General features: G+C 46.6%; 11 protein-coding genes. 5 read left to right on the top strand and 6 right to left on the bottom strand.

Going from position 1 to position 12,182, the window contains the following annotated elements; all coding sequences use genetic code 11:
* Positions 1–52: 52 nt before the first annotated feature.
* The 5 genes from DC20_RS15015 to DC20_RS14995 form a co-directional block, all read right to left on the bottom strand.
* On the bottom strand, positions 53–1,120 hold the full coding sequence (locus tag DC20_RS15015) for a DUF6807 domain-containing protein (protein ID WP_083470340.1): 1,068 nt from the start codon (positions 1,118–1,120) through the stop codon (positions 53–55).
* A gap of 77 nt (positions 1,121–1,197) precedes the next feature.
* The gene (locus DC20_RS15010) at positions 1,198–2,550 is read right to left on the bottom strand and encodes a Gfo/Idh/MocA family protein (RefSeq protein ID WP_062544584.1); all 1,353 of its coding nucleotides are present in this window, start codon (positions 2,548–2,550) and stop codon (positions 1,198–1,200) included.
* 75 nt (positions 2,551–2,625) lie between these two features.
* A complete protein-coding gene (locus tag DC20_RS15005) occupies positions 2,626–3,096 on the bottom strand; it encodes a VOC family protein (RefSeq protein WP_218918709.1) in 471 nt (156 codons plus the stop codon).
* A 58-nt stretch (positions 3,097–3,154) separates the two neighbouring features.
* Positions 3,155–3,877 (bottom strand): 3-keto-disaccharide hydrolase, encoded by a 723-nt coding sequence (locus tag DC20_RS15000; RefSeq protein WP_218918708.1) that lies wholly within the window; start codon positions 3,875–3,877, stop codon positions 3,155–3,157.
* Between the two features lie 102 nt (positions 3,878–3,979).
* Positions 3,980–4,900, bottom strand: coding sequence for a sugar phosphate isomerase/epimerase family protein (locus DC20_RS14995; protein ID WP_062544581.1), 921 nt, complete (start codon positions 4,898–4,900; stop codon positions 3,980–3,982).
* 300 nt (positions 4,901–5,200) lie between these two features.
* Here DC20_RS14995 and DC20_RS14990 point away from each other — a divergent pair, with 300 nt between their 5' ends.
* Complete coding sequence (locus DC20_RS14990; RefSeq protein ID WP_062544580.1) at positions 5,201–6,562, top strand: rhamnogalacturonidase; 1,362 nt, start codon at positions 5,201–5,203, stop codon at positions 6,560–6,562.
* A 612-nt stretch (positions 6,563–7,174) separates the two neighbouring features.
* Here the strand turns inward: DC20_RS14990 and DC20_RS14985 are convergent.
* Entirely contained in the window at positions 7,175–8,245 is a 1,071-nt protein-coding gene (locus DC20_RS14985) for a glycoside hydrolase family 43 protein (protein ID WP_245652221.1), read from the bottom strand.
* Positions 8,246–8,623: 378 nt separating this feature from the next.
* On the opposite strand from DC20_RS14985, the gene DC20_RS14980 reads away from it, so the two are divergent.
* From DC20_RS14980 to rlmF, 4 genes are all read left to right on the top strand, one after another.
* Entirely contained in the window at positions 8,624–9,358 is a 735-nt protein-coding gene (locus tag DC20_RS14980; protein ID WP_062544579.1) for a class I SAM-dependent methyltransferase, read from the top strand.
* A gap of 167 nt (positions 9,359–9,525) precedes the next feature.
* Complete coding sequence (locus DC20_RS14975; protein ID WP_062544578.1) at positions 9,526–10,605, top strand: AAA family ATPase; 1,080 nt, start codon at positions 9,526–9,528, stop codon at positions 10,603–10,605.
* A 194-nt stretch (positions 10,606–10,799) separates the two neighbouring features.
* A complete protein-coding gene (locus tag DC20_RS22900) occupies positions 10,800–10,925 on the top strand; it encodes an SDR family oxidoreductase (RefSeq protein ID WP_218918707.1) in 126 nt (41 codons plus the stop codon).
* 204 nt (positions 10,926–11,129) lie between these two features.
* Positions 11,130–12,104: a 23S rRNA (adenine(1618)-N(6))-methyltransferase RlmF gene (rlmF, locus tag DC20_RS14970; RefSeq protein WP_062544577.1), complete on the top strand. Its 975-nt coding sequence runs from the start codon at positions 11,130–11,132 to the stop codon at positions 12,102–12,104.
* Positions 12,105–12,182 lie beyond the last annotated feature (78 nt).

The raw sequence follows: 12,182 nt of genomic DNA, 5'->3' as shown, positions 1-12,182 counted from the left end.
CGTAGCAGGCACCGCACCATCTGGTTTGAAAAACGATATTGGTACTTAATTCTTACTTTTTACCGGCGAACTTTTGGTACTGTGCATTTACCTGCTCATCTGTAAGGCTGTTGCCCGATTGAATGAGAACCCGGTGCCTGAAGGTAACCGATTTACCGGCAGGAAGCTTGTAGTTAAGCTCTTCCTTGCCATCGCTCATTACTTTTTGTCCAAAAGGGTTCGCGCCAAACAAGCCATACCCGCGGGCATGCCAGTAGGTTGGGAAACCCACGTTTTGCGGGTTATCCATCAGCACCACAGATACCGGCTCATTGCCTATGCGCCCGGTTAAATTCACCCATTTTCCGCGTGTACCCCATACATCATCCCCTTTTTTGCCTTCGCTGCTCTGGTAATGGCCGGTAACGCCTTCATTGTTCATGACCGGCACCGGCGTTGCTTTGCCGCTGGCATCGGTAAACACCTCAGGTTTGGTAGAAGGATGCTCCAGTTCCCGTGCCAGGCGAATGGCAATGACCCCTTCTTTGTTATCCTTAAACAAAACATCTTCCTTCTGCGCGGTCAGGGTGGTGATTCGGTCAATGATACGAGTATCGCCTTCGCCGCTGAAGACGTACTTAGTATCTTCTTTGATTAAGGACGTACCGTCAGGCTTCTGCCATTCTGAGCTTACCTCCAGTTCTGCCTTTGCATCGCCGCTGGTCATTTTGTTTACCTTGGTATGGCGAATGGTGCCAAACGGCCCTTTGTGGCTGCCTGTATCATTGGAGTTGTTCCAGAAGTCATGGCCGTTTACATCACCAAAGTTAAACCACATACCCACGTGGTGCGGATGGTCTACCCTTTCACCCGGTCTGGGGTCCATTGGCCAGCCCCGCGTGATAAAGTTTCCCTTGGCAGTGCGTATCGGATACAGCACCGGCTTCTTCAGTACATCCGGATAGACATACGAGGTGAAAGGCTTACCTTCTACGGTTACATCTACCCGCTTCTCCTGCTTGTTTTCTGTTAGCATAAAGCGCTTTGCCTTGCTCTGCGCGGCAACTTGTATGTTGTTGCCCATCAGCAAAGCCATTGCCAGCAGTGGAGCGACAATAAGTTGTATTGGTTTGGTTTTCATGTTCAATCAGTTTAGGAAAATCTACTCCGGCCCCTGCCTCAGGAACCGGAGCTTCAATACGCTTGTGTGGGATTGGATTAGCTTACAATTACATCCTGTTTAGCATCATCAAAGGTGACGCGTTTGCCGGTTTGCATGGCTACACGGGTCATGATGGTAGCAAGGGAATGGTTATAGCCAGCACGCACAGAGGCATTGGGCGTTTTGCGGCTGCGCACACATTCCATCCAGTTGCGCATGTGCAGCGAGGTCATTGGGTCACCCCCGGTATTGGCATCAGTAGATACTTTTTCAGCACGGGTGGGTAAGGTATAATCCGCCAGCAGATTAGCCTTCAGGCCCATTTCGTTGGCCATGCTCTGCGTCAGACCGCCTTCTGAGGTAACCTGGTTTGTGTCCAGGTTCAGCATACCGCCGTTTGAGTAGTATAGCTCTTTCACGCCCCCGGCACTGTTGGTGAACCTGGAAGTATACACTACCTGGAACCCTTTCTTAGGGTCGTTTAGTGGGCCATAATCGAAAACCGCCGTTAAAGTATCCGGGTTTTCGCGGCCGTCCTGCCATAAGTAGGTGCCGCCATTGGCTACCACACTGCGCGGATGCTCCAGGTCGGTGAACCAATGCACGGTATCAATCTGGTGCGACATCCACTGGCCCGGTATACCGGAAGAATAAGGCCAGAACAAACGGTACTCTAAGTACTTGCGAGGGTCCCAGGCCACTTTGGGGCGGTTCATCAGGAAGCGGTCCCAGTCGGTATCTTCCTTCCGGATTTCATTTACCAGCTTAGGCAAACGCCAGCGGCCCGGCTGGTTCACGTTCCAGCTCATTTCCACCATTTTAATGTCACCAAACTTGCCAGACTTGATGTATTCGTTTGCAGAAATGTAGTTTGGTGCGCTGCGGCGCTGAGAACCTATCTGTACAATTTTACCGGTTTCCTCTACTGCCTTCAGCACAGCACGTGCATCTTCAATGGTTTCTGCCAGTGGCTTTTCAATATAGGCATCCTTGCCGTTACGTACTGCCTCTACCCCCATTAGGGCATGCTGGAAGTCGGCGGTACTGATGATCACTGCATCCAGGTTTTTAGATGCGTAAAGCTCATCGTTGTTTCGGTACTTCTTGATTTTACCACCCGACTTCTCTTTAATGAAGGCCTCTGCCTCATCGCGGCGGCGGTTCCAGATGTCAGAAACACCCACAAACTCGAAGTTCAACTCTTTGGAGTGGTTCATGAACGCTGGATACAGTGAATTCTTAAACCTGTTCGAAAAACCAACAATACCTACTTGTACGCGGTCATTAGCTCCTAAAATTCTTCCATAACTTTTTGCACTTATGCCCATGCCCATTAAAGAAAAGCCTAATGTGCCGAGCGCAGCTTTTTTAATAAAGTCCCGGCGGGGGTTGTTGTCATTGTAGTCCATAGGTATTGCTGTTTTAGTTTTGAGTTTACACTTTATTCAGGGTGAGAAAGGACCTTTATCTATTACTAATGCTGATTAATACTCGTTGTTTACTTCAATCCAGTAACCGTCCGGGTCCTGGATATAGATCTGCTTCACGCCATCGGCCCGCACATTTACCTTTCCGGGCTCACCTTTTGAGTTATAGTACCCGATGTTGTGTTTGCGAATGCGCTCCATAAATGCAACAAGAGAAGGCACGCTGAAACAAAAATGGCGGGTGATGTCCTGGTAGATCTCTTTGGGTGCGCCTTGGATCAGGTGCAGCTGGTAGGGGTCGCCTATGCTGAACCAATCATGCAGGCCGTCTTTAAAAGGCTCCGGAATCTTTTTGAACTGCATAACCTGCTCGTAAAATGCAGAGCTCTTTTTCAGGTCATGCACGTGCAAAGCAAGGTGGTTGAATTTGATGGCGGGTTTATCTGTAGCAGCAGTGGTCTGTGCCTGCGCAGAATCTAGTTGGGTCATGAATAGGCCAATTAATAAGAACTTGAGAATTGTTTTCATATGGCAAAAGGGGTGGGCTTTCTGTCAAATAAGCCCTATTCAAAAGTTCTGTGGTGTTTTACTTCGTATTCAGATCAAGGAGTTTGATGTTGCGGTAACGCACCTCATCGCCGTGGTCCTGTAGCAGGATGTGCCCTTGCGGCGCTTCCCCAAAATTTTCAAACTTCTGGTATTTGCTTGCCGCCACCAGATCTCTGAACTCCTGGCTACCCCGCTCATACTCCACTACCTTTACCCCGTTCAGCCAGTGCTCTACGTGTTTGTTGTTTGAAACAATGCGCACTTTGTTCCACTCACCAATTGGGTTTACTTTTTTATTTTGGGCAGTAATCAGGTCATAGAGCGAGCCAATGGTACGGTTACCGTCTCTTCCCATTTTTGCATCGGGGTGTAGTTCGTCGTCCAGAATCTGGAACTCCAGGCCAATGGCAGAGCCCGGGCTTTTGGGCAGGCGCTCGGTTACAAAGTATTTGACACCGCTGTTTGCACCCGGGGTTAATTTTGCCTCCAGGGTCAGCTCAAAGTTGTCATACTGCTGCTCCGTGATAATGTCGCCCCCGTTCCTGGATTCACCGCCCCCTGATTTGAGCACGACCAGTTCGCCGTTTTCAATCTTCCAGCCTTGCTCCGGGAACGCATCTTTGTAGGCTCCCCGCCAGCCGGCAGTTGTTTTACCGTCAAAGAGTAATTTCCAGCCTTCCTTTTTCTCCTCATCGTTCAAAGTGTTCAGGGCTTGAGTTGCGGTATTTACTTTGGCAGTAGTCGTTGAACCTCCTGTCATGGGTTGTTGGCTATTGCAGGCTATTATTGTTCCTATTGCCATGGCGCCCAGTAATATATTGTTTTTTAGAATTCTCATTTATGGCCTGATTTACAGAAATCATTAAATTTTCATTCCTTTAGACTTCAGGTATGCATGGCTTATCTTAGCACACTCCAGCGGTGTCTTGTCCTTATCAGGCACAGCGTCTAACTCGATTATTCCCCAGCCTTTGAATTTGATTTCCTGAAGTGCCGCCAGAACATTTGGCAGGTTTACCTCTCCCTGCCCAAGCTCTACGAATTTGTAAGCTTTGGCTCCCGCTTCCGGCATCTGGCGCACGTCTTTTAGGTGCAATGCCTGTATCCTGCTTTTATATTGTTTAATGGCTGCTTCCGGGCTTCCTCCCCCCTGTTGGTAGTGCGCTATGTCCAGCAGTAGGTTTACATACTTTTCGTCGCAGCTATCCATGATCATCTCCACCTCTTCGGGGGTTTCCCCTAGTTGGTGCATGTGGTTATGGTAAACCGTCTGGACACCAAGGTCGAGCGTGCGCTTGCCTATTTCGTTTAGTAGATGGCCATAGCTTTTCAGGTCGGCAGTGCTGGGGGCACCTTCTTTGGGGCGTGAGGAATTGGTCACCTGAAGTAACTGGCCTCCTAGCTTCTTTATGAAGGCAGCGTTCTTCAGATGCTGGTCAATCACCGCTTTGTCGTTGCCCGTGTTGATGTTGGCATTTCCACTGGAGAACATGCATAGTTCCAGTTTATGTGTCTTAAGTAAATCCCGCAGGGCATCCGGTCGTTCCCCGTATTCTCTGAAGGTATTAGCGCGTAACTGTATTCCTTTAAAGCCCAGAGAAGAAATATCCTTAATAGCCTGCAGATCATTTCCGCCCCAGGTAATAGAGGCATACCCTACTTTCATACCCGGCACCGAGACAGATCCGGCACTGTTAATGCTTACACAAGATAGGGCAGGAAGGACCAGCGCCCCCACGCCCGCTTTCAACATAAACTCTCTGCGGGATATTTCTGAAGCCATAAAATTTATGAGAATTAAGTTTTGTTTCCGAACTAAGCAAAGTGATTTACACCACAGGTTACATCTATCTTCTTGAAATATAGCAAAACAACAGGAACCAACAATAGGAAGTAGCCATCTTTGAGAATCAATACTTTAGCCAAGATGTAAAAATTATTTATACTAATTGTCCTGTAGAGTCCTGTACAGGATTCTACAGGACTCTATCCAGAAGAGAGTTTGTTATATTGGACCATAAAAGGTTGGCACCGGAATCATGACAACGTTCCGCACTATTCTACCCATTGAAAACAAACTCTTATGATGACAAAAAAATACAGCCTCGTGCTGCTGCTCCTGCTTACTATTACCCTGAATCTTAGTGCCTTTGCCAAGAAGGAAGTATTCCCGGATGGAACGCCGATCCCGGACTGGTTCCGGCAAAACAAACCTACTGATATCTCCAAACTAGGCAAGCAGTACCGCATTACCGACTACAACCTCCAAAACGACAGCACTGTCCTTCAGACTTCGTTAATACAGGCGGTTATAGACAAAGCTCATGAGAATGGCGGCGGCGTGGTCATTATCCCCAAAGGGACATTCCTGAGTGGTGCGCTGTTCTTTAAGAAGAACACCCACCTGCACCTGGAAGAGGGTGGCAAGCTGAAAGGCAGCGACGACATCAGCAATTTCCCGCTGGTGATGACCCGTATGGAAGGGCAAACCTTGAAATATTTTTCGGCCCTGGTGAATGCCGATGGCCTGGATGGATTTACCATCTCCGGAAAAGGCACCATTGACGGTAATGGGCTACGTTACTGGAAATCATTTTGGCTACGGCGGCAATTCAACCCTGCCACTACCAACATGGACGAGATGCGGCCAAGGCTGGTGTTCATCTCCAACAGCAAGAACGTGCAGCTTTCAGGCGTACGGTTGATTAACTCGCCTTTCTGGACAACCCACCTGTACAAATGCGAAAACGTTAAGTTGCTGGACCTGTACATTTACTCTCCTAAAGAACCCGTAAAAGCCCCGAGTTCTGATGCCGTGGACATTGACGCCTGCAGAAATGTCCTTATCAAAAACTGCTACATGTCTGTAAATGACGATGCCGTAGCCCTGAAAGGTGGAAAGGGACCAAAAGCTGACAAAGACCCGAACAACGGTGGCAACCAGAACATCATCATTGAAGACTGCACCTACGGTTTTTGCCACGGCGCCTTAACCTTCGGGAGTGAGTCTATCCATAATCGTAACATCATCTTGCGCCGTATCAAGGTAAACCACGCAGAGCGTTTGCTTTGGCTGAAAATGCGCCCGGACACCCCTCAGAACTATGAATATGTGCTGGTGGAGGACATTACCGGCAGTGACATTGGCAACTTCATCTTCATCCAGCCCTGGACCCAGTTCTTCGACCTTAAAGGCGCACAGGTGGCGGGCACGTCTACCGCGCACCACATCACCATGCGCAACATCAAACTGGATTGCAACAATTTCTTTAACGTAGGAGCCTCAAAAGACCCCAGCCCGGCTCAAGGCTTTGGGTACAAACTATCTGACTTCACGTTTGAAAACATTGAGGTGACCGCTAAGAACTTCCTGGAGATCAACACCTCCATAATAGAAGACTTTAAACTCAAAAACGTAAAAGTTAACGGGAAGAAACTTTTCTAAAACACTACTATCATCATAAAAAAATCCGGCTGAAAAAACTCATATGTTCTTTTCAGCCGGCTTTTTTTTGAGGGATAGCTTTGAAAATCGCCAAAGGTTCTTGGCAACCCCTTTCTTAGGGCTGTCGCCCCACTGAAGTTACAAACTTCAGGTCATGGTAGGTCCAAGTTAAAAACTTGAACCATAGAGAGGGATTTAGATGGTGAAGGCTTTGCTACTTTCCTGTTCCAGTTTTTCCATCGAGCGCCCCGCTTTTGGCCCTAGAAAAGCTTAGCTAAGAAGAACAGACAGTTCAGGCCGAAAGGGCAGTGCGAGAGGGAAAGACGAAGCCCCGCGGCCGTGAGCGCACGGAGGGCAGCTATGCATAGATTAGCATAAGTGCTCTGCATCAACCAGCACTACGCCAGCAAAGGCAAAATGCGTGCACCAACAATCGTACCCGTACTTATATTAAATTTTACTAGTAACTGAGTTGTAGCCTACCAGCTTCAAGAGGTAAACATGTTGTAAGAAATCAGTCACAACAGCACGAAAGTAAACAAATAGGTAAACTAAAAAGGGGTAGAGAAATTCTCTACCCCTTTTTAGTTTACCTAAAACCTCAAATACCTTTTACTTCTTTGCGTTTTTAGCCTGTTTTCCCTTTTTCACTGCCATTTCATTGTCATCCAATTCCTGACCGAAATCAGGCATACCATCCTCGGTCCATCTCAATACCCGGGCGCGGGTGTGGCGGTTAGGATCGTAGAGGGGTTCACCTTTGATTTCTTTGTAGTCGCGGGCGTGGTAAATCATCACGTCGGTTTTACCGTCCTCTGCAACTATAAAGCTGTTGTGACCAGGTCCGAAGCGCTTTAGGCGTTCATTTGTGTAAAAAACGGGCTCAGGTAACTTGTTCCATGAGGCGGTATCCAGCAAATCAGCATCTTCCTTAGCCCAAAGCAAGCCTAAGGCGTAGTTGGCATCTGTGGCGCTGGCTGAGAAGGTCACAAATACCTTTCCGTTGCGGATGATCACGGCCGGAGCCTCGTTCACATTATGCCCTATCCTTTCCCAGGCATATTCTGGTCGGGAGATTACCACCTGTTTGTCGCCAAGGGTGGTGGGGCTGGTCATTTTAGCAATATACAAGCCGGTGTTTATCTCCTTGTTAGAGGCCCGGTCTACCCAGATCATGTAGCGTTGCCCTTTGTGTTCAAAGGTGGTGGCATCCAGGGTGAACTGGTTTGGTTTACTCACAATCTCCCCTTCTTCTTTCCACTCGCCTTTGGTAGGGTCTGCGGAGGTATTAGACAAGGCGTACTTGCGGATGGCCCATTTGTCTTCCACGGAGCCGGCGGCAAAGTAGATGTACCATTTTCCGTCTATCTGATGCAGTTCAGGAGCCCAGATGTGGTTGCCCATGGGGCCCTTCTCGTGCTTGCGCCAAACCACCACCGGTTCAGCTTCTTTGATGCCATTGATGGTCTTTGACTTCCGGATCTCCAGGCGGTCATATTCTGGCACGGTGGCCACAAAGTAATAGGTGCCATCCTTGGTTTTCCAGACATGTGGGTCTGCCCTTTGCAAGGCTAATGGGTTATTGAACTGGTTCTTCGTTGGTTTTAACGCGCCTCCAGCGCATCCGCTGAAAAGGAGCGTAACGGCTAGAAGTAGTTGTAAGAGTTTAGTGGAGTTCATCATGCTTTTTTACGTTGCTAGTATCTAAACAGAATTGTACGCAAATCTTGTTTAAAGATAAGCGTACTTTTTACAATTATTATAAAATTGACTGACTTTCCATAGCTTCACCTCTTATAACTCAAGAAGCTAGGTTTATGATAGCTTTAATTTAAGAGCCAAAAGAGTTATTAAAGTCAACAGTTCGTAATGCGTGCTCGTCTGTGTAAACACCCCTCTTTATCTCCCCTCAAGGGGAGAATCTACCTGCAAGACTGTGACATCAGTATACTTCTAGACAAAGAATATCAAGGTTAGGCTATTATAGAGCATTTAGAAATATCATGAGCCTCCAAAGTTTATCAATCCTTTCAAAAAATCAAGCTTAAATCAAAAGACGCAATGGACGAGAATAGAAGAGATAAGATTCTTTCGGCTTATGAGGAGCTGGCGGAGAGCTATAATCGGTTGATTGATCACAAACCGCATAATGCTTATTACGACCGGCCTAACACTTTGAGCCTGATGTCAGAGGTGGAAGGAAAATCCATTTTGGATGCGGCCTGCGGTCCGGGTAAATACGCTGAAGTACTTCTGGCGCAAGGGGCACAGGTGACGGGGTTTGACTTTAGCCCTAAAATGGTAGAAATGGCCAAAGAACGGAACAAGGGAGCAGGAACGTTCTTCGTGCATGACCTGGCACAACCGCTAGAGATGCTAGAAGACAATTGCTTTGACATCGTGCTGTGCGCCTTGGCTCTACATTACTTGGAAGACTGGACCCTGACTATCCAGGAATTTCACCGGGTGCTAAAACCAGACGGTCACCTGGTGATTTCCATTGAACATCCCTTCTTTGAATTCAACTTCTTCCAGTCTACCCAGTATTATGAGGTAGAGCCCGTGCAATGTACCTGGAAGGGCTTCGGGAAACCCGTAGAAGTGAATAGCTTTAGAAGACCGCTGGGCTCCTGTATCTCCTCTTTGACAGACAATGGTTTCTACATTGACACCCTACTGGAACCAAAACCTCTGGCAGAATTTGAAAAACTGGACCCTAGGCATTTTAAAGAATTAAACGAGTTTCCTTCTTTTATGTGCCTCAGGGCTGTTCCCAAAAAAGAAAAGTTGTCATGACTTGCCAAAAAATCATTAAGTAATAATAAGTTTTATGCTTCTTATGAAGCTTCTTCCTACATTCAGACAATTGAGATTTCCTGTGCACAGGAAATGATGCAAGACTGGTACTTCTTCCTGAGCCTACCGGTGAAGCAACTCTTAAAAGCACCTTAAAACCTGGAAAGATGCCTCATTTATTAGATGCATTTGCTGAATACGCTGATTTCTGCAGAATGCGCTATTTTATCCTCAGTTTTGATAAACTCCCTTCTTCTCTGAGCTTTAATACTCCATTAAAGGAAAGCAAAGAATCTATGGAGAGAGTCATGGCTGCCCTGGACTTCCAAAAACTAACCCTAAAAGAGGTGTTTAAATACTGGAATACAGAAGATGACAAAGATGCGGACTCCTTAAACGACTACCCTTACCAGTACTTGTTGAAGAGCGAAACAAAAGAATTGGTTCTCTGGATTTCTTTATCAACCGGCGGCTTATTTGTAGATTTTCTCTATGATGCGTCTGATCTTGACCTTGAGCAGGAAGTGATTTCCATGAACACAATCTTGCGGGAAAATTTTGGCACAAACAAATCTCCTACCTTCAAGGTACTAACGCATAACTCTAGTTCTTTTAACACAGAAGACGTGAAAAGCGAGTTTCTGAAAGTCAACATAGAAGAGTTGTACAACGATGATTTCATGGAGGTCAACGCCATCATTGAAAGGGCAATAGGGCAGGAAAAATCAGGATTGATTCTATTACATGGGGTGCCCGGCACCGGAAAGACTTCTTATATAAAGAACCTGCTCTCCCGGTTCCATGAAAACAACTTCATCTTTATACAGAATGAGTTTGTACAGGATCTCTTGAAGCCTGAATTTATCTCTTTCTTATTGAAAAACCGAAATTCAATTCTGGTTATTGAAGATGCAGAGAAAGTGATTACCACCAGAGAAAACATCAGTGAGAACTCAGTGGTGTCTACCATTCTGCAACTGACAGACGGGCTTTTCAGCGATTATCTGAACATAAAGATCATCTGCACCTTCAATACTACTATTGAGAAAGTAGACAAAGCCTTGCTTCGGAAAGGCCGGTTGATTGCAACGTATGAGTTTAAGCCCCTTTCTGTAGAAAAATCAAATAAACTGCTGGAAACGTTGGGGCATAGCACAACCAATACTGAGATGGCGTTAGCAGACATCTTCAATTTTGAGGAAAAAGCATTTGATACAACTGGCACTAAAAAGAAAATAGGCTTTTAGTACTTTCAATTAGAAGAAATGGCCTACCTCTAATTTAGCCTCTTGCCATGGGAAGGTAAAAATAATAAGAAGGAGGTAATGAACTGAGAGGCACTCATGCATTCAACAGAAATGGCATCTGGATTTGATTATGAACTGTTGGCTCCTGCTCCACAATGGTCTTCCGTTGTTGAATTCTATTAGGCATCTTAGAAATGTCCCAGGATGTTGCCTATGCCGCAGTGTATCTTGGCTCTGATGAAGCTCGGTACGTGACCGGCATTGAACTAACCATAGATGGTGGAATACTGGCAGGTGCCTTCGCAACTCCCGACAACTGATGTTCTGTCACAGGCAAGACCACCTCCTGACTTCCTCTTCAACCACTTTTCTACAGTTCTATTGAGATACTTGAGTGTAGCACATCACTTATAGAAACAGGTACTTCCATAAGGTTTTACACAGCCTATCAGTACCCTACAAAAACAAAGGAAAGTTGTGGAAACAACCAATACCTTTGCTTCAGATCAGTTAATTTCCGTTTGATGCTTCCTAAAAAGAAAGAACATCCCAAAGAGAAAGCCGAGCTACACCCCCGCAACAAGCATCGGGAGCGCTATAACTTTGCCCAACTGATCAAGGGCACCCCTGCGCTCTCCCGGTTTGTGAGTTTGAACGCCTTTAAGGATGAATCTATTGATTTCTTCAACCCCGAGGCGGTGAAAACGCTGAACAAGGCCTTGTTGAAGCACTTTTACGGCATTTCGTACTGGGACATTCCCCAAGGCTATCTCACCCCACCCATTCCCGGAAGAGCAGATTACATTCATCACCTCGCAGATTTATTGAGCAGCTCTAACCCTGCAGGCAAGAAAAACAAAATACCCAGAGGAGCGCACATCAAGTGCCTGGATATAGGAGTGGGAGCTAACTGCGTGTACCCCATCATCGGAAACCGAGAATATGGATGGTCTTTTGTAGGGGCCGACATTGACCCTGTTTCCGTTGATTCTGCTAAAAAGATAGTGGAAAACAACCCTGTTTTAAAAGGGCAGATAGAATGCCGCTTACAACCAAACCCAAAAGACATTTTTAGGGGTGTTTTTCAAAAAGACGAACGTTTTGATATAACTCTGAGCAACCCTCCTTTTCATGCCTCAGCGGCTGAGGCCCAGTCTGGCTCTATCCGGAAATTGAGGAACCTGAAGCAGCAGAACACTAAGAAACCCGTCCTGAATTTCGGGGGACAAAGCAATGAATTGTGGTGCGCTGGGGGTGAAGAAACCTTTATCGCTAACATGATTAAGCAGAGCAAAGAATTTGCCTCTTCCTGTTTCTGGTTTACCACGTTGGTATCCAAAAGTACAAACCTTAAAGGCACTTATAAAGCTTTAGAAACGGTGGGCGCGGCGGAGGTGAAAACAATCCCCATGAGCCAGGGAAATAAGATCAGCCGCATGGTGGCCTGGACTTTTCTCACTCCTAACCAGCAAAAGGAATGGGTACAAACGAGGTGGTAAATCATTCATTCTTCTGTATTCGGAAGTAAATCATGTGCGTTTAGAAACTACTTTTCAAATAAGGGCCTGAAACCGCTG

The organism is Rufibacter tibetensis (assembly GCF_001310085.1).
In the GTDB taxonomy this organism is placed as follows: Bacteria; Bacteroidota; Bacteroidia; order Cytophagales; family Hymenobacteraceae; genus Nibribacter; species Nibribacter tibetensis.
The sequence above is the reverse complement of the archived record's forward strand: the minus strand, read 5'-3'. Positions and strand labels throughout refer to the sequence as shown.

Bases quoted from the DNA above. Each gene is read 5' to 3' on its own strand.
- DC20_RS15015 (WP_083470340.1), bottom strand. From the start codon at position 1,120: ATGAAAACCAAACCAATACAACTTATTGTCGCTCCACTGCTGGCAATG.
- DC20_RS15010 (WP_062544584.1), bottom strand. From the start codon at position 2,550: ATGGACTACAATGACAACAACCCCCGCCGGGACTTTATTAAAAAAGCT.
- DC20_RS15005 (WP_218918709.1), bottom strand. From the start codon at position 3,096: ATGAAAACAATTCTCAAGTTCTTATTAATTGGCCTATTCATGACCCAA.
- DC20_RS15000 (WP_218918708.1), bottom strand. From the start codon at position 3,877: ATGACAGGAGGTTCAACGACTACTGCCAAAGTAAATACCGCAACTCAA.
- DC20_RS14995 (WP_062544581.1), bottom strand. From the start codon at position 4,900: ATGGCTTCAGAAATATCCCGCAGAGAGTTTATGTTGAAAGCGGGCGTG.
- DC20_RS14990 (WP_062544580.1), top strand. From the start codon at position 5,201: ATGATGACAAAAAAATACAGCCTCGTGCTGCTGCTCCTGCTTACTATT.
- DC20_RS14985 (WP_245652221.1), bottom strand. From the start codon at position 8,245: ATGATGAACTCCACTAAACTCTTACAACTACTTCTAGCCGTTACGCTC.
- DC20_RS14980 (WP_062544579.1), top strand. From the start codon at position 8,624: ATGGACGAGAATAGAAGAGATAAGATTCTTTCGGCTTATGAGGAGCTG.
- DC20_RS14975 (WP_062544578.1), top strand. From the start codon at position 9,526: ATGCCTCATTTATTAGATGCATTTGCTGAATACGCTGATTTCTGCAGA.
- DC20_RS22900 (WP_218918707.1), top strand. From the start codon at position 10,800: ATGTCCCAGGATGTTGCCTATGCCGCAGTGTATCTTGGCTCTGATGAA.
- rlmF (WP_062544577.1), top strand. From the start codon at position 11,130: ATGCTTCCTAAAAAGAAAGAACATCCCAAAGAGAAAGCCGAGCTACAC.